Source organism: Streptomyces phaeoluteigriseus (assembly GCF_001896135.2).
GTDB classification, from domain to species: domain Bacteria; phylum Actinomycetota; class Actinomycetes; order Streptomycetales; family Streptomycetaceae; genus Streptomyces; species Streptomyces phaeoluteigriseus.
Map to the genome: position 1 here is coordinate 1,028,568 of NZ_MPOH02000019.1, position 20,903 is coordinate 1,049,470.

The 20,903-nt window shown below is 72.3% G+C and carries 24 protein-coding genes; 15 read left to right on the top strand and 9 right to left on the bottom strand.

What is annotated here, in order from left to right:
• The first annotated feature begins 46 nt into the window (after positions 1-46).
• The 4 genes from BM536_RS34355 to BM536_RS40470 all read left to right on the top strand — a co-directional run bounded on the left by BM536_RS34355 (position 47) and on the right by BM536_RS40470 (position 4,208).
• The gene (locus tag BM536_RS34355; protein WP_245873916.1) at positions 47-1,540 is read left to right on the top strand and encodes a VWA domain-containing protein; all 1,494 of its coding nucleotides are present in this window, start codon (positions 47-49) and stop codon (positions 1,538-1,540) included.
• The gene (locus tag BM536_RS34360; protein WP_073499012.1) at positions 1,537-2,442 is read left to right on the top strand and encodes a hypothetical protein; all 906 of its coding nucleotides are present in this window, start codon (positions 1,537-1,539) and stop codon (positions 2,440-2,442) included. Before BM536_RS34355 ends, BM536_RS34360 begins: the two co-directional genes overlap by 4 nt.
• Positions 2,439-3,671, top strand: coding sequence for an ABC transporter substrate-binding protein (locus BM536_RS34365; protein WP_073499011.1), 1,233 nt, complete (start codon positions 2,439-2,441; stop codon positions 3,669-3,671). The genes BM536_RS34360 and BM536_RS34365 overlap by 4 nt, the downstream gene beginning before the upstream one ends.
• A 90-nt stretch (positions 3,672-3,761) precedes the next feature.
• On the top strand, positions 3,762-4,208 hold the full coding sequence (locus tag BM536_RS40470) for a hypothetical protein (RefSeq protein WP_073499003.1): 447 nt from the start codon (positions 3,762-3,764) through the stop codon (positions 4,206-4,208).
• Between the two features lie 67 nt (positions 4,209-4,275).
• Here BM536_RS40470 and BM536_RS34375 read toward each other — a convergent pair whose 3' ends face one another.
• The gene (locus BM536_RS34375) at positions 4,276-5,052 is read right to left on the bottom strand and encodes a thioesterase II family protein (RefSeq protein WP_073499005.1); all 777 of its coding nucleotides are present in this window, start codon (positions 5,050-5,052) and stop codon (positions 4,276-4,278) included.
• A gap of 438 nt (positions 5,053-5,490) precedes the next feature.
• On the opposite strand from BM536_RS34375, the gene BM536_RS34380 reads away from it, so the two are divergent.
• Entirely contained in the window at positions 5,491-5,991 is a 501-nt protein-coding gene (locus BM536_RS34380; protein WP_073499007.1) for a GNAT family N-acetyltransferase, read from the top strand.
• Positions 5,992-6,069: 78 nt separating this feature from the next.
• Here BM536_RS34380 and BM536_RS34385 read toward each other — a convergent pair whose 3' ends face one another.
• Entirely contained in the window at positions 6,070-7,113 is a 1,044-nt protein-coding gene (locus tag BM536_RS34385; RefSeq protein WP_073499014.1) for an alpha/beta hydrolase family protein, read from the bottom strand.
• A 151-nt stretch (positions 7,114-7,264) separates the two neighbouring features.
• On the opposite strand from BM536_RS34385, the gene BM536_RS34390 reads away from it, so the two are divergent.
• From BM536_RS34390 to BM536_RS34405, 4 genes are all read left to right on the top strand, one after another.
• The gene (locus tag BM536_RS34390; RefSeq protein ID WP_073499009.1) at positions 7,265-7,900 is read left to right on the top strand and encodes a GNAT family N-acetyltransferase; all 636 of its coding nucleotides are present in this window, start codon (positions 7,265-7,267) and stop codon (positions 7,898-7,900) included.
• Between the two features lie 35 nt (positions 7,901-7,935).
• Complete coding sequence (locus BM536_RS34395) at positions 7,936-8,781, top strand: PaaX family transcriptional regulator C-terminal domain-containing protein (RefSeq protein WP_094103930.1); 846 nt, start codon at positions 7,936-7,938, stop codon at positions 8,779-8,781.
• A gap of 271 nt (positions 8,782-9,052) precedes the next feature.
• Positions 9,053-9,358 (top strand): hypothetical protein, encoded by a 306-nt coding sequence (locus tag BM536_RS34400; RefSeq protein ID WP_094103883.1) that lies wholly within the window; start codon positions 9,053-9,055, stop codon positions 9,356-9,358.
• Positions 9,355-9,573 (top strand): hypothetical protein, encoded by a 219-nt coding sequence (locus BM536_RS34405; protein WP_143651036.1) that lies wholly within the window; start codon positions 9,355-9,357, stop codon positions 9,571-9,573. The genes BM536_RS34400 and BM536_RS34405 overlap by 4 nt, the downstream gene beginning before the upstream one ends.
• Positions 9,574-9,799: 226 nt before the next feature.
• On the opposite strand, the gene BM536_RS34410 is transcribed toward BM536_RS34405, so the two are convergent.
• The 3 genes from BM536_RS34410 to BM536_RS34420 all read right to left on the bottom strand — a co-directional run bounded on the left by BM536_RS34410 (position 9,800) and on the right by BM536_RS34420 (position 11,829).
• On the bottom strand, positions 9,800-10,504 hold the full coding sequence (locus tag BM536_RS34410; protein ID WP_094103884.1) for a hypothetical protein: 705 nt from the start codon (positions 10,502-10,504) through the stop codon (positions 9,800-9,802).
• Positions 10,501-11,085, bottom strand: coding sequence for a SigE family RNA polymerase sigma factor (locus tag BM536_RS34415; protein ID WP_079275225.1), 585 nt, complete (start codon positions 11,083-11,085; stop codon positions 10,501-10,503). Before BM536_RS34415 ends, BM536_RS34410 begins: the two co-directional genes overlap by 4 nt.
• Before the next feature lie 108 nt (positions 11,086-11,193).
• A complete protein-coding gene (locus BM536_RS34420) occupies positions 11,194-11,829 on the bottom strand; it encodes a hypothetical protein (protein WP_143651038.1) in 636 nt (211 codons plus the stop codon).
• Positions 11,830-12,138: 309 nt separating this feature from the next.
• Here BM536_RS34420 and BM536_RS34425 point away from each other — a divergent pair, with 309 nt between their 5' ends.
• Together BM536_RS34425 and BM536_RS41950 are read left to right on the top strand one after the other, a co-directional pair.
• Entirely contained in the window at positions 12,139-12,906 is a 768-nt protein-coding gene (locus BM536_RS34425; protein ID WP_073498473.1) for a GNAT family N-acetyltransferase, read from the top strand.
• A gap of 141 nt (positions 12,907-13,047) precedes the next feature.
• Positions 13,048-13,482: a hypothetical protein gene (locus BM536_RS41950; protein ID WP_211362997.1), complete on the top strand. Its 435-nt coding sequence runs from the start codon at positions 13,048-13,050 to the stop codon at positions 13,480-13,482.
• Positions 13,483-13,510: 28 nt separating this feature from the next.
• On the opposite strand, the gene BM536_RS34435 is transcribed toward BM536_RS41950, so the two are convergent.
• The 3 genes from BM536_RS34435 to BM536_RS43460 all read right to left on the bottom strand — a co-directional run bounded on the left by BM536_RS34435 (position 13,511) and on the right by BM536_RS43460 (position 16,530).
• The gene (locus tag BM536_RS34435; RefSeq protein ID WP_094103886.1) at positions 13,511-14,815 is read right to left on the bottom strand and encodes a cation:proton antiporter; all 1,305 of its coding nucleotides are present in this window, start codon (positions 14,813-14,815) and stop codon (positions 13,511-13,513) included.
• A gap of 218 nt (positions 14,816-15,033) precedes the next feature.
• Positions 15,034-16,116 (bottom strand): class I SAM-dependent methyltransferase, encoded by a 1,083-nt coding sequence (locus tag BM536_RS34440; RefSeq protein ID WP_073498476.1) that lies wholly within the window; start codon positions 16,114-16,116, stop codon positions 15,034-15,036.
• Between the two features lie 60 nt (positions 16,117-16,176).
• Positions 16,177-16,530, bottom strand: a complete 354-nt coding sequence (locus tag BM536_RS43460) for a hypothetical protein (protein WP_245873918.1) — start codon at positions 16,528-16,530, stop codon at positions 16,177-16,179.
• Between the two features lie 63 nt (positions 16,531-16,593).
• Between BM536_RS43460 and BM536_RS34450 the strand changes: the two genes are divergently transcribed.
• On the top strand, positions 16,594-17,424 hold the full coding sequence (locus BM536_RS34450; RefSeq protein WP_073498486.1) for a ribonuclease BN: 831 nt from the start codon (positions 16,594-16,596) through the stop codon (positions 17,422-17,424).
• A 327-nt stretch (positions 17,425-17,751) separates the two neighbouring features.
• Positions 17,752-18,309 (top strand): pyridoxamine 5'-phosphate oxidase family protein, encoded by a 558-nt coding sequence (locus BM536_RS34455; RefSeq protein ID WP_073498478.1) that lies wholly within the window; start codon positions 17,752-17,754, stop codon positions 18,307-18,309.
• A 92-nt stretch (positions 18,310-18,401) separates the two neighbouring features.
• Here BM536_RS34455 and BM536_RS34460 read toward each other — a convergent pair whose 3' ends face one another.
• A complete protein-coding gene (locus tag BM536_RS34460; RefSeq protein WP_073498480.1) occupies positions 18,402-18,884 on the bottom strand; it encodes a hypothetical protein in 483 nt (160 codons plus the stop codon).
• Between the two features lie 286 nt (positions 18,885-19,170).
• On the opposite strand from BM536_RS34460, the gene BM536_RS34465 reads away from it, so the two are divergent.
• Together BM536_RS34465 and BM536_RS34470 are read left to right on the top strand one after the other, a co-directional pair.
• Positions 19,171-20,403 carry an aminotransferase class V-fold PLP-dependent enzyme gene (locus BM536_RS34465; RefSeq protein ID WP_094103888.1) on the top strand — a complete coding sequence of 411 codons (1,233 nt, stop codon included), beginning with the start codon at positions 19,171-19,173 and terminating at the stop codon, positions 20,401-20,403.
• Between the two features lie 178 nt (positions 20,404-20,581).
• Positions 20,582-20,797 (top strand): hypothetical protein, encoded by a 216-nt coding sequence (locus BM536_RS34470; protein WP_094103890.1) that lies wholly within the window; start codon positions 20,582-20,584, stop codon positions 20,795-20,797.
• The last annotated feature ends 106 nt before the right edge of the window (positions 20,798-20,903 follow it).

A 20,903-nucleotide genomic window follows, 5' to 3' on the forward strand; every position in this document is an offset into this window, starting at 1 on the left:
GGAAGGGGCCGACGGCCCGCCGACGACGGCGAGGAGCACGGACACCGTGAACCCAGGCAGACCCGCGAACGAAGACGCGCAGGGCATGTCCGCGGCGGGCGGCGGGGCGAGAAGGAGCGCCTCGGTCGCCCTCGACATCAGCCAGTGGAAGTACCTGTCCGGCGAGGCGCGTGAACCGCAGATGCACGCCATCGTGACCGTCCGGGCGGACGGTACCGAGAACGGCGGCGCCGCGAGCCCCGTGCTGGCGCAGGTGCTGGCGGTGGACTGCTCGAGTTCGATGGCCTATCCGCAGGAGAAGCTGCGTGCGGCCCACCAGGCCGCCGTGGCCGCACTGCGGATGCTCCCCGACGGCACCCCCTTCGCCGTGGTCCGGGGCGCCGAGTCGGCGAGCGTGGTCTATCCGGCGACGGAGACCATGGTCCGGGCGGACGCCCGGCACCGTGCGGAGGCGGAGCGGGCCGTGCACCGCCTGATCGCGGGAGGCGGCACCTGCATCGGCAGCTGGCTCGACCTGTCGCGCCGGCTGCTGGCGGAGGCGGACGCGCCCATCGGACACGTCCTGCTGCTGACCGACGGCAAGAACGAGCACGACGAGCTGATGCCGTTGTCGGACGTCCTGGAGGCCTGCGCGGGGCGCTTCGTGTGCGACGCCTGGGGCATCGGCGACGGCTGGGACGGCCGGGAACTGCTGGGTGTCACCAGCCGTCTGCACGGTCGGGCCTCCTCCGTGCGGGAGGAGGCGGCGCTCGCGCGCGAGTACGAGCAGCTGATGCGGCGGCTGCTCGCCAAGAGCATTCCCGAACTGGTGATCTCGGTGACGCCCATGGCCGGGGCCGGGGTGCGCTACCTCAAGCAGGTCTTCCCGACCGAGGTGGAGCTGGATCCCGTCGGCACGGGCGGCGAAGCGACGCGGCGGTTCGTCACGCGTGCGTGGGGCGACGAGACCCGCCGCTACCAGCTGTGCCTGTCCGCCGACCCCGTCGGGCGGCCCCGCGGTGAGGATCTCCAACTCGCGGTCGTCTCCCTCGACGTGCCCGGCGGCGACGCCGTGGAGGTGACACCGCCCCTGCCGTGCCTGGTGCACTGGACCGACGACGACGCGCTGTCCGGGCACAGCGACATCCACGTCGAGCACTTCGAGCAGCATCAGCGGCTCGGCGAGGCCGTCGCCGCCGCCACCGACGCCCACCGCAACGGTGAGCGTGACCTGGCGCAGCGCCACCTCGGCACGGCCGTGCGGCTCGCCCACGCCATCGGCGCCGATCAGTCGCTCGGCCGGCTGGAACAGCTCGTGGAGATCGACGACCCAGCCGCGGGGCGGGTCCGCCTCCGTCCCGGCGTGGCGGCCGTCGACTTCGAACATCTGATCACCGCCAGCAGCCACAGCACGTACGGCCCCGCTTCGGGCTCCGCCGACGCCATGATCGGCGGCGGGCCGGACGCCGCCACGGCGCGGTGCCCCGCGTGCGACGGGAGGGTGCCCGCGGCGGCACGCTTCTGTCCGCTGTGCGGTCACGGCCTCTCGGGGCGGCCGTGAGCACCACCGGGCGGGACCTGACCCGCAGGCTCCGGCTGCTCCTTGCCCTGGGGGCCGTCACCACCCTCGCGCTGTTCGCCGCCTACCGGGGCGTCCACGACGACACCGTGCCGCTGGCCTCGTCGAGCACTCCGGGGATCCTGGCCGTGGACACCGCGAAGAGCGCCCTGCTGCGGGCGCAGGCGGCCGTCGACGGGAGCCGGTCGGCGGGCGACACGACCGGGGAGTTCCACACGCAGTTGTCGGTCGCCCATCAGAGCATCGCCGTCGCGGCCTCGGAGAACGTCACCGGTCCGGCGGACCGGCACACCCTGCAGACCGTCACCGGGTTGATCACCGTCTACTCGGCCTGGGTGGAGCGGGCCGGCCAGGAGACGGACGCCTCTCTCCGCGGGGCCTATCTGCACTACGCGGAACAGGGCCGGGACGACATCGTCGACCGGCTCGACGACCTGCGTGCCGAACAGGTGCGGGTCGCCCGGGAGCAGGCGTCGTTCCCCTGGCCGCTGTGGCTGGGCTGGGGGGCGGTCCTGGTGCTGTGCCTGGTCCTGTGCGCGGGGCTGGTGGAGGCGCAGCGGTTCACGCGGCACCGCTTCCGCAGCTCCGTGGACCCGCCCCTGCTCGCCGCCACCCTGCTGTGCGCGGGCGGGGTGGCCGTCCTCGGCTGGTGCACCGTACGGGCGCATACGGCGATGCGTGACTCGCTCGCCGAGCTGCGCGTCACGCGGTCCGCGGACGAGATCCCCGGAGCCGGCGCGGACGTGGAGCGGTACATGGCGGATACCGGTCTGTGGGCGTCACTGTCCGAGTGGATCCTGGTGGGAGGGGCGTTGCTGATGGCGCTGACATGGCTGGGGCTGTGGCCGCGGATCGCCGAGTACCGGTTCAGGGCGCCGCGATGACCCGCCCGACCCCCAGGACGCTCGGCATCGTCTGCCTCTGTCTGCTGGTGCTCACGGCGGGGGTGACCGCGGGGGTGCGCTGGGTGCGGGGCTGGACGGGATCGGTGACCGTGCTCGCCAACTGGAGCGGCGGTGAGAAGGAGCAGTTCGAGCGGGCCATGGAGCGGTTCGAGGACGAATACCGCATCGACGTCGTCTACCAGGGCAGCTCCGCCCTGAGCCAGGTACTGGCCGCCGATCTGGCAGCCGGTACGCAACCCGACGTGGTCGTGCTGCCCGGTCCCGGCGAACTGATGGCCTACGCGGCCGAGGGGCGACTGGAGCCGCTGGACGGCCTGTTCGAGGCCGGCGCCTACGACCGTGTGTGGATGCCGAAGGTGGTGGGTGAGGACGGCCGGGAACGCACCTACTGGCTGCCGGTCAAAACCGGCTTGAAGAGCATGGTCTGGCATGCGGGCGGCCTGTCGGCGGACGAGATCGCCCGGACCGCCGACGGGCCCGACGGCTGGTGCCTGGCCATGGAGTCCGGCGCGACCTCCGGCTGGCCGGGCACCGACTGGGTCGAGGACGTTCTGCTCCAGCAGGCCGGCCCGGGGGTGTACGAGCAGTGGGCGACCGGCGACATCCCGTGGACGGACGCCCGGGTGCGGAAGGCCTGGCGGACGTGGGGCGACATGGTGGGCGCGGGCGACCGGACCCGCGTCGACCACCTGCTCAGGGACAACTTCGCCCAGGGTTGCCCCCGGCAGCGTCTGGAGCATCAGGGGTCGTTCCGGGACACCCGGTGGAAGCCCGTGGCGGGCGACTTCGTCCACTCCGCCGAAGTGATCCCCGGCGCTCGGGCGGACTCCGGGCACTGGGAGGTCTCCGGGGACCTCGCGGCCATGCTCAACGCGACCGACGAGGCCCGGCAGTTGATCCGCTTCCTGGCCGACCCCCGCACCGGGCTGCCGGACTTCTCGGCCAACAAGAAGGCCGCGGCACCGAACGGGTCCGAGGACCCGCTGAAGCGGAAGATCAGCTCGATCCTGCGCGGCTCCGAGCGCCACCTGTGCTGGGACGCCTCGGACACCATGCCCCCGGCCCTGCGCAACGCCTTCCACCAGGCGGTCCTGCGTTTCCTCGTCGCACCCGACCGGCTGGACGACCAACTGCGCGCCCTCGAAGCCCTCAGCGCGGAACCGCGCCCGACACTGCCGGTGTGCGGCACCGGCCGAGCGACACCCTGAGGGCCGGGGCCGCCGGGCGTGCGCGACGGCCTGCACCAGCCCCCGCGTCGTATGGCACGATTTCCCCTCGGCCACATCTTGGGGGACATCGTGCGCACTCGCTCCTCGATCATCGTCGCCGCGGCACTGCTCGCGCTCACCGCCTGCTCCTCGGGCGGGGACGAAGGCGGGTCCGCGAGTGACTCCGGTCCGGCAGAGGCCGAGCCGACCATCGCCGTGCCGGAGGCGCACGAGGGCGACGACCTGGAGGCGGCCGCGGCCGTCTACACCTCGGCCTACTTCGCGGCCGACACCGACACCGCGTACGGCATGCTCTCCGCACGCTGCCGGGAGGAGATCGGTGCGGACGCCTACACCGCCCTCGTCGAGAAGGCGAAGGCCGACCACGGACCCGACCACCCGGCGACGGACGTGCGGGCCGAGGTGTCCGGCAAGCTGGGCCGCGTCAGCTACAAGGTGCGGGGCCTGCCCCAGTTCGACCAGCGGGCGCAGCCGTGGACGCTGGAGGACGGCGGTTGGAAGTACGACGCCTGCTGACGACCTCCCGTCGAGCCCGTCAAACCTGCGAGCCTGCGAGCTGCGAGCAGGAACGGCCTGGCCGGTGTCATGTTCCGGCGGCGGGAGGTGGGCCGCCGCGCGGGGATTCGGCCCAGTCCGCGACCGCTCGTGCGACAGTCTCTCGGTGCTCCGCCAGGAAGAAGTGGCCGCCGGGGAAGGACTCCATCCGGAACTCCGCCGAGGTGTGGTTCTTCCAGGCGGCAGCCGCCTCCGGTGACACCCGCGGGTCCCGCTCGCCGGTGAGGCACAACAGGGGCGCGTCCAGCGCCGCTTCGCCGGTCGGACGGTACCGGGCGACCGCGCCGTAGTCGTTGCGCAGCGCGGGCAGGAACAGGTCGCGGATTTCCGGGTCGCGCACGAACTCCGCCTGGGTCCCGCCGAGTTTGACCAGGTCATCGAGGATTTCCTGGTCCGTCGCCGCGTACACGTGGGTGCGGGGCACCGATGGAGCGGCCCGCCCGGAGACCACCAGGCTGCACTGCGCCACAGGCTCCTCGGCGACCAGCCGCAGTGCCGCCTCGAAGGCCACGCTCGCTCCCATGCTGTGACCGAACAGCACGAGGGGCACCGCGGTGGCGGTGAACCGCCGCAGAATCGGCACGAGGTGGCCGACGAGGCCCTCGACGGTGGGCACGAGGGGCTCGTCCAACCGCTCCTGCCGTCCGGGGTACTGGACGGCGGAGAGGTCGAATCCGGCCGGGAAGTGCCGGGTGAACGGCGCGAAGAAGCTGGCGGCACCACCGGCGTGCGGACAGAACACCACATGAGCGGCGGGCTGTTCCACCCGACGCAACTCCCGGATCCACCGGTCCCGACCCGTCATCGACGCTCCCCCTCGCTCATTGCCCCGCCTCCCTACCCACACTTCCACTGCCGCCACGGCTACGGCGCGAAACACTGTCACCGCTGTCATTCGCTCGCCGGCCGGCTCCGCCGTACGGGGGCCCTCACCGACGGACCGCTGTGACGGACCGCTGTGACGGGCGAAGGCTCCACCGACCGGCCGCCGGCCGTCCGGGCGACGCCGTCTCTGGCGGCGAGGGACGTCCCCGGCCGGCCGCGGCCTGCGGGAGCGAACCGGATCCCTCCGGTGGAGCCCGCTGCCCGGCCTCAGCACACCACTGCGCCACCGCTCGGCACCCACCCGCTCACCCCACTCCGCGACCCGCACTCCGCCGCGGCGCACCTCCTCGACCTGCTCGCCACGGCCTTTCCCCGCTCCAGCCGTCCTCGTCCTCGACGCCGTGACAGCATTGCGGCCATGCGATCCGATGTCACACTCCGCCCTCTCGACCGGAACCTCCTCACGGATCTGCTGCTCGCTGCGGTCGAGGACGCCGACCCGCTCGAGGTGATGCCGCCCGTGGAGGGACCTGGTGGATGGACGCCGGAGCGCCGGGCGGCGTTCGTCGGGTTTCACGAGTCGCGGTCGTTGGCGGCAGACCCGGTGGAGACCACCTTCGCCATCTCCGCTTCGGGGCGGGTCGTCGGAGCAGCACGGCTGTGCCCCGTGGAGAAGCGGGCCGGGACGGCGGAAGCCGGGGTGTGGATCGGGCGGTCACACCGAGGCGCCGGCGTGGGCGGTGCCGTACTGCGGTTGCTTCTGGACCGAGCCCGCGCGGCCGGGTTCGCCTCCGTGTATGTGAGCACGACGCCGCACAACCTGGCCGTGCGGGCGCTCATGGCCGGTATCGGTGCGGATCTCGTCCGTGACGGGGACGCGCTCACGGCGTGCGTGGATCTCCGGGCCGACGCGCGATAGGCGCCGGCGCGGCAGGCCAGGAGTCAGCGTGCGCGGCGGCCGCTCCGCCCCGGGCGGGCGAGAGCGACCCGGCGCGCTTCAGTCGGCCAGCGCGAGGAACCGCCGTTGGTCTGCCAGGAACCCGTCCGCGAAGAGCGAGCGGGGAGAGAAGACCGCGGTGAGCGTGATACGCAGGTCCGACCGCTCGATGGCGTGCTTGACCAGCGAATGGGCGGCGTCCGGGTAGCGTTCGACCGTCAGCGCGCCGCCTGCGTCCAGCACCTCGCGGTAGACCCGCTCGGTGTCGGCGGTGTCCACGTTCATGTCATGGCCCGCGAGGATCAGCAACACCGGTGTGCCGCGCAGGGAGCGCAGGTCCCGCGTGGCGTCCGCGGTGTGGTTCTTCGAGACGAAGTTCCAGCGCTCGGCGGTCATGCCGTCCGTGTCCCCGCGTACGGCCGTGACGTACTCCCCGAACGAGGCGTGGCGGCTCAGCAACCGTCGGACGGTGTCGCTCCTGGCCACCTCCGCCTTGGTACGGGCCGCCGATGCCCCGTCGGCCCGCAGCTCGGCGAGGAGGTTGTAGCGGCCCTGGCGGAGCCAGTTGACGGCGGGTGAGACAGCGATGACGAAGCTCACCGGTGTCCTGGCGGCGACCTTCGGCAGGACCCAGCCCGCCTGGCTCGCGCCCCAGAGGCCGATCCGGTCGCCGTCGATGCCCGGTCGGGTCCGCGCCCAGGCGATGGCGGCGGCTGCCTCGTCGGCCCGGTCGTCCATGGTCTGGTCGAGCCAGTCACCGGGTGCGCCGGCGACGCCGGGCTTGTCCCAGGAGAGGGAGGCGTACCCGGCCCTGGCGTTCGCCTCCCACAGGGGCCGGTAGCCGCCGTCATGGGTGGCGTCGACGGGACCGTCACCATGGAGGTACACGACCAGGCCGTGGTTCCCACGGCCGTCCTTGGGCGTGGCCAGTACGCCGTGGAGGGTGCGGCCACCGTGGCGGATCACAACCCGCTGCTCGTCCATGTCGTAGGTGTTCTGCCACAGCATCACACCGACGGCACCGGTGGCCACGACGAGAAGGCCGACGAGCGACCACACGGCGACGCGGAGCCCCCGCCGCCGGCCCTGGTTCTTCGGACTCATGGACCCGACCACCTCTGTCTCGATCCTGCGTGAGGAATGAATCTATCATTTCACATACGACCGTCGAGATAGTGATAGTTTTTGGGGGGAGCCGACGTCAGCCGACGTGAGTCGACGTCAACCGACGCGGCATCGAGAAGGGGGCACACACATGGCACCGGACGCGAGCGGCACCGGAACCGGACAGGTGGCTGTCCGGCGGGGCATTCCTGCCGGAGCCGAACGACGGGCGGCGGAACTGTACTGGGACGCCTTCGGCCGCAAACTCGGCCCCGCGCTGAACCCGCCGGAGAAGGCGGTGCCCTTCATCGCCGCCCACCTGAACGCCGATCGAGCGGTGTGCGCGCTCCTCGACGGGCAGCTGATCGGCCTCGCCGGCTACCAGCTCGGCGGATCGGCCCTCACCGGTGGGTCGGCCGGCGCCGTCCGGCGAACGTACGGACATCTGCGAGGACTGCACCGACTCCTGCTCCTCGCCCTGTTCGAGCGCCGCCCGGCCCCAGGGCAACTCGTCATGGACGGCATCGCCGTGGACCCCGGTGCCCGTGGCCGCGGTGTCGGGAGCCTGCTCATCGAGGAAGTGGCCGCCCTCGCTGCGGAGCAGGACTGCCGGGAGATCAGACTGGACGTGATCGACACCAACCCGCGCGCGAGAGCCCTGTACGAGCGGCGCGGCTTCGTCGCCGTACGCACGGAGCGGACCCCCTACCTGCGCGCACTGCTGGGCTTCGGAGCGGTGACCACCATGCACCGACCCGTCGGAACGAGAGGAGCCAGGGACCTGTGAGCATCGGTACGGACCACGTCGAGGTGCCCACCCGCATGCTCGTCCACGCGCTGATCCGGGAGGACGGCACCGTCCGCGCGGACGAGTTGTACACCGTCGGCAACATCCTCGGCATGAGCGACCAGCAGGTACGCCTGTGCGTCAAACGGCTCGTGGCCGAAGGCCGGTTCACCCACGAGGGCCGAGGCCGCAAGGCGGAGCTGCGCGCGAGCGCGGACACCACGCGCGCCCTCGCCCCCAACGCGGACTTCCTGCGGCACGCGTTCCGGCAGGACGCCGGGCTCGCGCCCTGGGACGGTGTCTGGCACCTGGCCGCGTTCGCGATGCCCGAATCGGCACGCACCGCCCGCGACTCCCTGCGCGAGACGCTCGTCCGGCTCGGCGGCAGTCCGCTCCAGAGCGGACTGTACGTCTGCGCCAACCGGTGGGATCCGTACGTCGAAGAGGCGGCCCGCCGCCTCGGCGCCCACGGCGCGCTCACCCTCCTCACCACGACGGACCTGCGCAGGGGCGACACCGACGAGCCTGCCGAACTCGCCCGCCTGCTGTGGCCACTGGACGAAATCGCCGACCGCTACCACCGCCTCGGCGACGTCGCCCGGCCCCGCCTCGCCCGGCTCACCGACCGTGCCGGTCTCTCCCCGTCCGCGCTCCTCACCATCGCGGTCGAGTTGGCCGCCGAACTCACCCGCGCCATGGAGCCGGACCCGCTGCTGCCCCCGCAGCTCCTGCCCCGGCCCTGGCCCGGCACCCAGGCCCGGGAACTCGTCGCCCGGTGCTGGGCGGCCCTGCACGAACGGGACGAGGGCGAGCCCCGCCCGGCCCTCTTCCGCGTGTACGCCGACATCACCCGGGAGGCGGCGGGCCGGGCCGGACGCTGAAGACGGAGCGTGCGGCCGGGTGCCGCCCGTGGGTCCGAGGGGCACAGGCCGCGATGCGGCGGCGGGTGGCGGCCCGATGCCGCCCGCGTGGGGCCGAGGGGCACAGGCCGCAATGCGGCGGCGGGTGGCGACCCCTGGGCGCGGCCGGCCGAGGGCCATGTCACCGTGTCGGACGAAGCGTCAGCTCGTGCCCGTGTCGCTCACTACCTGGCAGGGATGACACATCAAGCTGAGAGGACCGGCTTCTTCCCCCCACTCCTCGGAGGCTCCTTTGCCACGCACTCCTGCGCGCGCCCGGCTGTTCGGCGTCGGCGTGCTCACCGTCGCTTCCGCGATGCTCGCCGGCAGCGCCCTGGCCTTCACCGCCCAGGCGGCTCCCCGGCCCACGCCCGGGAGCACGCCGAAGAAGGACGCGACGGTGCTCGACTGGCTGGCCGTCAGGCACTCGGACAGCAGGCCGGAGCACGTACACGTCGGCGCCGACTGGACCGTCCACTCCTACCTGTACACCAACGACAAGGGCGGCCCGGCAAGAAGATCGGCGACGCCTCGGCGCGCTGCAGTGCCGTCGACGTGACACCCCGCGGGCATGTCGCCCTGTGCCATCGTGTGCTGCGCACCGACGACGGCAGCATCAGCCTGAGCGACGCCATCGACCGCTTCGGCCCCCTTCCGCACGGCGGCCTCTCGGCGGTCACCGGCGGCACCGGCAAGTACGTCGAGGCCGAGGGCGAGGCCGAGATCGTCATGCGCGGTGACATCGCCCGTTTCCGCGTCCTGCTGGACGACTGACCGTCCGCCCCGGCACCCGACTCCTCGTCAGGCACCCGACTCCTCGTCAGGGCGTCCGCATCCGAGGTCGTGTCGACAGGAGCGGCTCACGGTCGGGCGCCGCGAACCGGGGGACCCCGTGGTGTTCGCGGTCGCCCCGACCGTGACGCCCGGCTTCGGCCGGGACGACGGCGTCCACCCCTACGCGGCGGGTGTTGCGCCCGGCCGGGCCTGTGGCGGGGCCGGATCACGGGGCGGCGGGGCCACCGAAGTGCTGTTCGAGCAGCACCGCACCGTCCCGCGTGTACGCGGTGATCGTGTAGCCAGTGTCCGCCGTGGAGGCGTCGCGGAAGACGTAGTAGGCACCCCATTGCGGATGGCCCGGCAGGGTCAGCACCGTGGCGGCCCAGCGGCGTCCGGAGTCGAGGCGGAGCTGGATCCTGGACGGGAGAGTCTTCGCCCGGAACGCTCCGAAGTACAGGATGTGCTGCCCGTCGACGCTTCTGCCCGAACTGAGGCTGTCGGGACGGATGTTGTCGCCGAGGGCCTTCTTGGCCCGCTCGACGGCCGCACTGATGTCGCCCGTGCCCACGACGTAGTTCTGCCGGCCGTCCGGGAGCAGGGCCATCCGGTGGCCGTGACCGATGTCCACGGCTTCGTAGGGGGACACGGTCCGGGCGCCTTCGTCCTTCGTGGACGGCACGGGGCTGGGCGGAGCCGTGGACGGTGGTGGCGTGGCCGGCGGGGACGGGGTCGCCCTTCGGGCCAGGTCTGTCAGACCGAGGGTCGCCACCAGGCCGATCACCGCGGTGACCACACCGGCTGCGAGGGCCGTGCGGCGGCGGCGCGCGAAGCGGCCTCTGCGCAGCACCTCGTCGACGGGAGCCGGGCCGGTGGGAAACGTGTCCGCCTCGTGGCGGAGGAGTTCGCCGAGTCGCAGGTCGTCGGTCACGGCCGCTGTCCCCCTCGTGTGGCGCGGTCCGCCCCGGGCGTGGCCGCTTCGGACGTGGCCGCCTCGGACGTGGCCGCCTCGGACGTGACCACTTCGGACGTGACCACTTGTTCGCGGAGCTTCTTCAGCGCGCGGGCCGTATGACTGCGTACCGTACCGACGCCGGTGCCGAGCAGGCGTGCCACCTCGCTCTCGCTGCGGTCCTCCAGGTACCGCAGCACGACGACCGCTCGTTGTTTCGCCGGCAGCCGGGCGAGCGCGTCGAGCAGCGCGCTCCGCTCGGCGAACGCCTCGTTGCGGTCCGGAGCCGCGGGCTCCGGGAAACGCGTGGTCAGCCATTCGCGGACCTTCATCCGCCGCAGTCGGTCCGCGTTGGTGTTGATCATGATGCGCCATACGTAGGCGTCCGGGTCGTCCGTGCGCCGTACGCGTTCCCACTTCACGTAGGCCTTCGCCAGGGCGGCCTGGACGAGGTCCTCCGCGTCCTGGTGATGCCCTGTCAGGAGGTGGGCGGTGCGGAGCATGCGGGGCCAGCGGCTGACCATGAACGCCCGGAACTCCGCCTCCGTGCTCGTCTTCAATCGAGTCCTCGTGTTCTGCCGCCCCACGGTGCGTGTCCCGCCGTCGTGCCCCGTCCCCTGTGCGGGGCACGACAGCGGGACATCACCACCGGATGGGCGCAACGGTCGTCAGCGGCTTGCGGGCGCGGGCTCGTACGCCAGGTCGGCGAGCACCGAGCCGTCCGCGTCGTACGCCGTGACCTCGACCGTCTCCTGCGGGCGGCCCGCTCCGGCGGCGTCGTAGTAGTACGTCCCCCAGCCCGGCGTACCGGGAAGCCTCAGCATGCCTGCCTCCACCTCGGCGCCCGTGCCGATGCGCAGAGTGATGCGCGTCGGCACGGTGTCCGTGCGGAAGGCACCGGTGAACAGCACGTCATCACCGTCGACGCCCATCCCACCACTGATGCTGTTGGCCCGGATGCTGTCGCCGGCGAGGGTCCTGGCCCGCTCGACGGCCTCCTCGTAGTCGTCCCAGGCCACCACGTAGTTCTGCCTGCCCTCGGGCAGGAGCCCCATCTTCGCGCCCTGGCCTATCTCGACCGGTTCGTACGGCCGCACGACCCGCGGACCGGTGGCATCGGTAGCGGCCCGCCGCGGCACGTGGACGCCCGCCGCCTCCGTGCCTGCCGTTGCCCGCCGGTCTCCGGCGTCCGTGGCGTCGGCCTTGGCGGGAGGCGTCAGGCCTCCCACGGCGAGAGCCGTGCCGGCCCCTCCCGCCAGCGCCATCGCCACAACTCCCGCTACTACGAGCGTCTTCGACTTCATGCTTCCTCCGGGTGATCCGTCGATCGGTGATCGGATTCACGTGTCAGACGGCAGGCGGCCCGCGCATCTATGTCACAACACGGCGATTTTCTGCCGGACTTCCTGAGGTCACCGCCGACCGAAGGGCTCGGCGGGCGCCTGCCCCAGGGGTGGAGCACCCGCGGCGGGCGCGTCCGCACAGGCGTGAACCCGCCGCAATGCTCGGACCCTGCGGGAAACGGGCTGCGATCGTAGTCACTGCTGCGGCGTGCGGAACGCCCGACGATCGAAGGAGTCAAGGTGACATCTCCAGCCGCCTCTGTCGAATCGATGGAGCAACTCGCCACGGTCTGGCGGCACATGGTGCTCGACCGGAACAGGGATGCCGATGTCCGCGACCTTCCGGGGATCGCGGTTCGCTGGGCCGACTGCCGCTTCGCCTTCTGGAACTGCGTCACCTTGACCGATGTGGGAGCGGACGCGGACCTCCTGGAACGGCGCCTGGCCGAGGCGGCGGACATCATGCGTGCGAAGAAGTACCCGGGGTTTCTGTGGGTCTTCGAGGACCTCGTCGACGCGGAGGCTCGCGCGGGCGTCACCGCGGCGGCCGAGCGAGCGGGTCTGAGCTACGCCTTCCCCGGCACCGGCATGGCCGGGGACATGCTGCCCGTCCCCGCGCCGACCCATCCGGACCTCACGTTCGTCCGTGTCAGCACCGACGAGCAACTGCGCGCCTACGCGGACCTCAACTCCCGCGCCTACGGCTTCCCCCTGGAGGACGGTCGCGACGGACTCGCCGGTTCCACACTGTGGAAGCGGGAGGTACACGCCTACCTCGGTCTGCGGGACGGTGTCCCGGTGACGTGCGCCGGGGCGGTGGAGGCCGACGGCCGCCTCTTCGTCGTACTCGTCGCGACGGACCCCGAGTGGGAGCGCAGGGGCTATGGCGAAGCCGTGACGCGCAAGGCCCTCCACGAGGGCGCCCGTGCCACCGGCCTGACGCGCGCCACCCTGCACGCGACCGTCGCAGGCGCTCCCGTGTACCCGCGTATCGGCTTCGAACCGAACTCGCCTCTGCACTTCTACGGCCTGCGGTAGCCGAGCCGCGGACCCGGGCCGGGAGCGTGGACGTCCGAACGCGCCCGCGCGCACGGTCAGCGTTCACCCACCGCCTGCGGTGGCCGTGGGGGAGCGCCGGCACACACCGGTCCGGCAGACGTGCAGGGAAGAGTCCTGAGCGTGAATCCCGATCGTGTGATGCTGCGCGGCCTGATCGACGCCTCACCGGCGATCAGGACCCGGCCGGGCCGGGTCAGGCCGCAGGCGGCGATCCACGCGGCGGAATCAAGGCTGGGCCCGCTGCCGGCGTCGTGGCGCTGGTGTCCTCGCCGACTACGGCGAGGGCACGGTCGACCGGTCGACGGCGCCGACATCGCGACGGTCCTGCCGTCCGCCCAGGTCGGCGCCGTCGAGGATCTGACCGGACGGCGCGACGGGGACCGGCTGAACTTCTACGACGAGGGCGACGGGGACAGCCAACGACACGCACGAGTGCGCCGGTACGCGCCGCGGTGGACGCTCGTCGGCGACGACAGCGGGGGCAGTGGCCTGTTCATGCGCCCCCACACGGCACCGGCAACAGCTGACGCGCCGACGGACGCCTACATGTCGTAGGCCCGTCGACGGGGACGGGCCAGCCTCATCATCCTGCGGGCCGATCCGCTCCTCGGTCTCCTTCCGTACCCTCCTGGCGCGGGGGTTTCGCGGTGCGCAGCCGGTCGAGCCGGGTGACCACCGGACCCGCCGTGACCCCGTGCAGCACCACCGAGGCGAGCACGGTGAACGTCACCACGGCCCACAGCTCCCGCTCCGGCACGGGGAAGTCCTGCTGTCCCAGGGCGTAGGCGAGGTAGTACAGGGACCCGATGCCACGAATGCCGTAGCCCGAGATCACCCAGCGCTCCCGACTCCCTGGCCGGCCGCCGAGCAGCCCCACCCACCCGGACAGCGGCCGGATCACCACGAGCAGCACCAGCGCGGTGACCGCGCCCTGCCAGGTGAGAGCGGCGAGGCCGCCCAGCGCGATGAACGCGCCCAGCAGAAACAGCACCGTCGCGGTGAACAGCCGTTCGATCTGCTCCACGAAGTCGTGCAGGACGTTGTGGAACCCGTGGGCGCGCTCGGCCGCCCGGATCGTGCACGCGGTGGCGAACACGGCGAGGAAGCCGTAGCCCCCCGCCGCCTCGGTCACCCCGTACGACAGGAAGGTGGCGCCCAGCGCGACGAAGCCCTCCCGGTGCTCGGACAGCCGCAGCGCCGGCGAGCGTGCCATGAAGAACAGCCAGCCCAGCACCCGGCCGATCAGCAACCCGCACAGCACACCCACGGTGCACTTGAACGCGACGTCCTCCACCACCCATGCACCGACCCAGTCCGCCGACCAGCCGCTGCCCGCGGCAGCGGCCAGGGCGAGGGCCGCGTACGTCAGCGGGAAGGCGAGCCCGTCGTTGAGGCCCGCCTCACTGGTGAGGGCGAACCGCACCTCGTCCTCGTCGTGCTCGTCCTCGGTGGGCTCCCCCACCCGCACCTCCGCGGCGAGCACCGGATCGGTCGGCGCGAGGACGGCGGCCAGCAGCAGGGCGGCAGCCGGAGGCCAGTCCAGCAGCCACCACGCGACGAGGGCGGTGGCCACGACGGTCAGCGGCATCGTGACGCCCAGCAGCCGCCACGTCGAGGCCCAGCGGCGTCGGCCGACGGGCCGGTTGAGCGCCAGTCCGGCACCCATCAGCGCGATGATCACACCGATCTCGGTGATGTGCTCCGTCAGCAGCCGGTCGTCCACCGGATCGATCACAGGCAGCGGCAGTGGCAGCAGATACACACAGATGCCGCCGACCAGGAACACCAGGGGCAGCGAGAGCGGTCGTCCGGCCACGACCCGGGGCAGCACGGCCGCGAGCAGCGCTCCCACTCCCAACCCCGCGAACATCGCATCGGCGATCGTCACTGCGCTGTGCCCGTCCTTCCGCCACGCAACCCGTCGGCCCCGCGCTTGTCGCACGAGACCGCGGCCAACTATCGCCGAGGATCACCCGCCCGCAGGAGATCGGCACGACCTGGCCTGAGCCCCGCATACCCACGCTTCATCGATACACAGCTGTCACATCGACCCCGACGGATCCGAAGGCCGACCGTCCCCGCCGCGGGTCACCTGCACGTACCTCCTCAGGAACGTGAGGCCACGTAGTACAGGTTGATGGGGTCTCCCTCGATCGCGTGCGTCTCGACCTTCCCGAAGCCCGCCTCGCTCAGCAGGTGGCGAGCGGTCTGCTCGCCCCAGACGGTGCCGAGCCCGGCGCCTCCGGTGCTGAGGGAAGTGGTCATGCAGTAGAAGACGGAGAAGGCGTAGAGCGTGGGCCCGAAGGGGTGGCCGATGTTCTCCTCCAGGTTGCTGGACGCCGCGATGTCACCCATGAGGAACGTTCCGCCGTCCTTGAGGGCGCCGGCGATCGCCGACAGCGTCTCGGCGGGCCGGGCCAGGTCGTGGATGACGTCGAAGGCGGTGATCACGTCGTACGCCCCGGTGATCTCGCCGGAGTCGCCGACGGTGAAGCGGACGTTGCCCAGCCCGAGCCGGTCGGCCTCGGCGCGTCCCGCGGCGATTCCCTCCTCGGACCGGTCGAGCCCGTGGAAGCGGCTGTGGGGGAACGCCTGGGCGAGGACGACGGGCGCATGGCCATGTCCGGTGCCCACGTCGAGGACGTCGGCACCCTCGCGGAGCCGTTCGGTGAGACCGGGCACCAGCGGCACGATGACGTCGACCAGAGCGGCGTCGTACACGGCCGCGGTCTCCTCGGCCTGGAGCGCCTGGAACCGCGGGTACGCCGAGTACGGGACGCCGCCGCCCTCGCGGAACGCGTCCACGACCTGTTCGTCCACGCTCGCCATGAGGCCCAGGGACACCATGAGCGGCGCCAGGTTGTCCGGACCGGCCGCCTTGGTGAGCGAGGCGGCGTGCTCGGGCGGCAGGGTGTAGGTGGCCGTGTCGGGGGCGTAGTCGACGAATCCGCCCACGACCATGCCGCCGAGCCATTCCCGGACGTAGCGCGCGTCCAGGCCCGCGGCCTTCGCGATGTCGCCGCTGGTCGCCGGAGGGAGCGTGCTCAGGGTGTCGAACAAGCCGGTCTGATGACCGACGCTGGTGAGCAGGGTCAGGGAGGCTCCGTTGAGGACCTCGAGCAGGCGTCCGGCGAACGCCTCCTGCTTCGCGGGGTCCGGTGCCACTCGATCGGTTGCGGGGTTCGCCATGACCCCTCCTTCAGGGAGTACGGCTTCCTCCACGCTACGCCCGGACGGCGGACGGAGACCTCATGAGCCGAGGACGGCAGGGGCGGGCGACGGGGACCGCGCCGTCCACGAGTACCACGCCAGGAAGTCCTCGATCAGGTGGGGCGGGTTGGCGGCCCTGGTGGCCTCCTCCTCCCAGCCCGGACAGTCCATGTCGAACACGGCGACGGGCAGCGGGCGGCCGAAGATCCTTTCGGTGGTGCCGCTGGCGTGCAGGTGACGGGCGAGGTCGATCTGGTCCCGGTCGCGACGACTTCGCGGCTGACGCCGGGGGGCATGCGCGGAGCCGGACGGAAGGACCGGGACCAGCTTGCATCCGCCGACCGAGCCGTCGGAGCCTCGGCGGCGAGGCACCGGGGCCCGGTCGTTCGTCATGTTTCATCCGATTCGCCGCGGGTTAATCTGCCGCGTGTGCGCGAGCCGACGAACGAGCGCGCCGTGAGTCGCTTCGCGCGTGTGATCCGGCACGGATGGGAACGGCTCGGCGCCCACACCCTGGTGCGGCGCGGCCGTGACCTGGAGCTGATGCACCGGGCCATGGGGTTCGCCACCCTGGCCCTGGTCACGCTGGCTCCGCTGCTCATCGTGGTCGCCGCCGCCGATCCGCTCGGGCGCGGCGGCTTCGCGGCATGGCTGGCGGACGGCATGGGGCTGTCCGGGCGGTCCTCGCGCGTGCTCACGGAGATCATCAGCCCGCCGCGCGCGGTGGTCGGCACCACCAGTGTGTGGGGCGGGCTGGCGCTCGCCGTGTTCGGTGTCGCCCTCGGAGCGAGCGTCCAGAACGGCTACGAGCGGGTGTGGAACCTGCCTCCCGGACCGTGGCACCGGGTCTGGCGTCAGGCGACCTGGCTGTGCGTGCTGACCGCGTACCTCTACCAGGAGGCGCAGACGCGCAGCGCGTTGCAAGGACCGGAGCGCATCGTGCTCTCGTCGGTGACGGGCATCCTGTTCTTCTGGTGGGGCCAGCGCTTCCTGCTCGGCGGCCAGGTCCGCTGGCGGGACCTGCTGCCGGGAGCGGTCGCCACGATGCTCGGTCTGATCGGTCTCCGGAGCTTCTCCTTCTTCGTGTTCACGCCGCTGATCGTGAACAACGCGATCAGTTACGGCACCGTCGGAGTCGTCCTCGTGGTCGAGTCCTGGCTGATCGGTGTCGGGTTCGTCGTCTACGGCGGGGCGCTGTTCGGCCGGTGGCTCCTCGATCACCACGGCCGGCGGCACACCGAACGGGGGCACCCGCCGCCCAAAGAGGAGCCGGGCGGCACCGACTAGCGGCGCGGCGCCCGGGGAGCCGAGGAGGGCACGCTCATCCGGGTACGCGACGGGTGTGCGGTCACGGAGGATCTCTCCTGCGAGTCGGCACCGCCATCCACCCGCCCGCCGGTGGCCGAGGACGAAGGAAGCCGTCCGTCGCGGAACCGCTGAGATCTTGGTCCATGGCAGGGGCCGCCCTCGACAGCCGCGCTGCGGAACCCCGTTGCCGAGCGCGTACAGGGGAGGAACGCCTCCGCCAGTGGGTCGGCGACAGCCGTACGCCCTTCGCATCATGTCGGCACGGGCCGCCGGTCGTTAGGAGGGGCACGAGAAGGGAGATCCACCATGTCGACACAAGGATCCGCACAGCAGCCCACGGCCCGGCTCGACGCCCGCTACAGTTCCGCGCTCAATCCGCGCCCGGGTGCCATGGACGTCACCGCCACCGAGTGGGCCGAGGCCCGGCGCCGGCTCGAGGCCGCCGAGATCTTCTGGGTGTCCACCGTGCGGCCGGACGGCCGACTGCACGTCACCCCCGTGATCGCCGCCTGGCACGACGGGGCACTGTACTTCTCCACCGGCCCGGGAGAGCAGAAGGCGAGGAACCTCGCGCACGATGCGCACTGCGCGGTGACCACCGGCGGAAACTCGCTCGCCCAGGGACTCGACCTGGTGGTCGAGGGCAAGGCGGAACCGGTCACCGACCCCGCGGTGCTGGAGGAGGTGATCGCGGTGCACGAGGCGAAGTACGGAGCGCACATCACCTCACCCGAAGGCACCTTCCACGGGATCGGGGACTCGTTCCGCAAGGGGGATGCCGTGGTGTTCGCGGTCGCCCCGACCGTGGCGTACGGCTTCGGCCGGGACAACGGCGTCTACACCCACACGCGCTGGACGTTCTGACCGACCGGGGCACCCGCCGGCAGCCACCGCCGAGGGGCCGGACCGACGGCCGCGTACCGGCGCCGCGCGGACGGGCCTCACGGCCGCACCGATCAGCGTCGCAGCATGCGGCGGCAGGCGCCGAGGGCGGTGGTCGCGGGCCCTCGGCGTCCGGTCAGGCCATCGGCGAGGAGAGACAGTCCGACGCCCAGCATCCAGACGTCCTTGGCCAGCGGGATTCCCTGCTCCGTGGGGCGCAGACCGCCGTCCTGGCGCATGCCCGGCGTACGCAGGTAGAGGCCCAGGGTGCCGCACGAGAATCCGGTGAGCGCGGCCCCCGCGACGGCCGCCGGAACGACCGGCAGGAGCAGGGCTGCGGCGACGGCGATCTCCCCGGCGGAGAGCAGCCTGGTGAACTTCTGGGCGTCGAGCGTGCCCAGGAAGGGGTACGTGGTGGTGGCGAACCCATGGAGCTGTTCAGCGGTCGCCTGATCCGCCCCGCGCTTCGACAGCCCTGAGCTGAGGATGAACGAGCCGACCGTGAGCCTGAGCGGCAGCTGCCGCGCCACGCGACCCCATGCCGAATCCGATGCCATGCCGAGCCTCCCGACGTCACCCCCGTCTACCACCATGGCATCCGCCCGAACCATGTCAAACCGGGAGGAGCATCCGCCGGTGGGACTGGTATCCGGGCGGCGGCGACAGCCGCCACCGCACCCGTGGACGCCCCTCACCCTGACTGCCCCCGAGTCCCCCCTGAGCGGACCCCCGCCGGACGTCCGGCGGGCTCGGCAGGAAGCCCGCCGCCTCGGGCCTGCGCATGGGTATCGTGATCGCGCATCCCGGCCGCAGGGCCGTCCCGCCGCCCACGTCAGGATTCACGTGACCGAGACCCGAGCGCTCGCCGCGCCCCGTCCCCTGCTGCTGGCCGACGGCCGGGACGCCGCACTGGCCTGGACCCTCGATCCCGGGATGCGGCACCTCAACCACGGCTCGTTCGGCGCGGTGCCCCGCGTGGCGCAGGAACGGCAGAGCGCGCTGCGGGACGAGATGGAGCGGGCCCCGGTCGCCTGGTTTCCGCAGCTGCCCGGCCGGATCGCCGCCGCCCGGTCGGCGATCGCCGACCACCTTCGGGTCCGGGCGCGGGACTTGGCGCTCGTGCCCAACGCGAGCGCCGGCGCGAGCGTCGTCTACTCCGCCCTCAGCGCGCGCCCCGGCGGCGACATCGTGGTCACCGACCACGGCTACGGCGCCGTCACGATGGGAGCCGAGCGGCTCGCCCAGCGCTGGGGCGGACGCGTCCGCACCGCCCAGGTGCCTCTGGACGCCGACGCCCGGCAGGCCTGTACGGCGGTGATGTCCGAGGTGGACGAGCGGGTCGCGCTCATCGTCCTGGACCAGATCACCTCCGCCACGGCACGGCTGATGCCGGTCGACCAGGTGGGCGAGGAGGCGGCCCGGCACGGCATCCCGCTCCTCGTGGACGGCGCGCACGCCCCCGGCCTTCTTCCCGCACCTCTGGAGGGCCTGGTCTGCGACGCGTGGGTCGGCAACCTCCACAAGTGGGGATGCGCGCCGCGCGGCACCGCCGCTCTCGTGGCCCGCGGTCCGCTGCGCGAGGAACTCCACCCCCTGATCGACTCCTGGAGCGCCGCCGAACCCTTCCCGGACCGCTTCGACCAGCAGGGCACGATCGACGCGACCGGCTGCCTCGCGGCCCCGACTGCGCTGGACTTCGTGGCCCGCACCTGGGGCTGGGACACGGCTCGGACCTACATGGACGAACTGGCGCGGTACGGCGCCCAGGTGGTGGCGGCCGCGTTCCGCGCGTCGGGCGGCCCGGCGGAACCCGTCGACGTCGGGATGCCCGTGCCGGGAATGCGCCTGGTCCGGCTCCCGGACGGCCTCGGAACCACCCGGATCGAGGCCGACGTCCTGCGCGACCGGGCGACGGAGGAACTGGGCGTCGAGGCCGCCTTCACCAGTTTCGGCGGAACCGGCTACCTGCGGTTGTCCGCCCACGTCTACAACACACCTGATGACTACGAGTACTTCGCCGACGCCTGTGTACCCGTCGTCGAGAAGTGGGCGCAGGAAGCTCGGAACCGACGCTGACGGACCGCCCCACTTCTCGCCGCACCCGCCCCCCTCTCGCTGTTCCGTGCCGGATCGCGCCGCTGACCGGTGCGCCGGCCGCCTCGGGCGACAGGACATGCGACGCCGGAGCCGCGCCGCCGCACTCGGCCGCCGCGGCCCGCGTGCGCGGCGACCGGTCGCGTTCCACTCTGGACCCATGGCTACCCCGATGCCCGTCGTCGTCTACCCACCCGCGGAGGACGGCGGCCGTCGCGTCCGCGCGGGCAACCAGTTCCTCGGCATGGCCTACGGCCTGCTCGACGTCGCCGAGTTCCTGCGCCTGGCCGGCCTGGAAGGCATCGACGACATCGACGTGGCGGGAATGACGGAGATCGAGTGGCGTGGGGGCGGACCGGAGGTGTGGGAGCGCTGAGTGTCACGCGGCTCGGGGTCCGGGTTCGGGGGCCGGGACTTCGGCGTGCTCGAGGCCGGTTCCGGAGAGGGCGTGAGGGGTGTGCCGCGGCGCTTCCCGGGCAGGG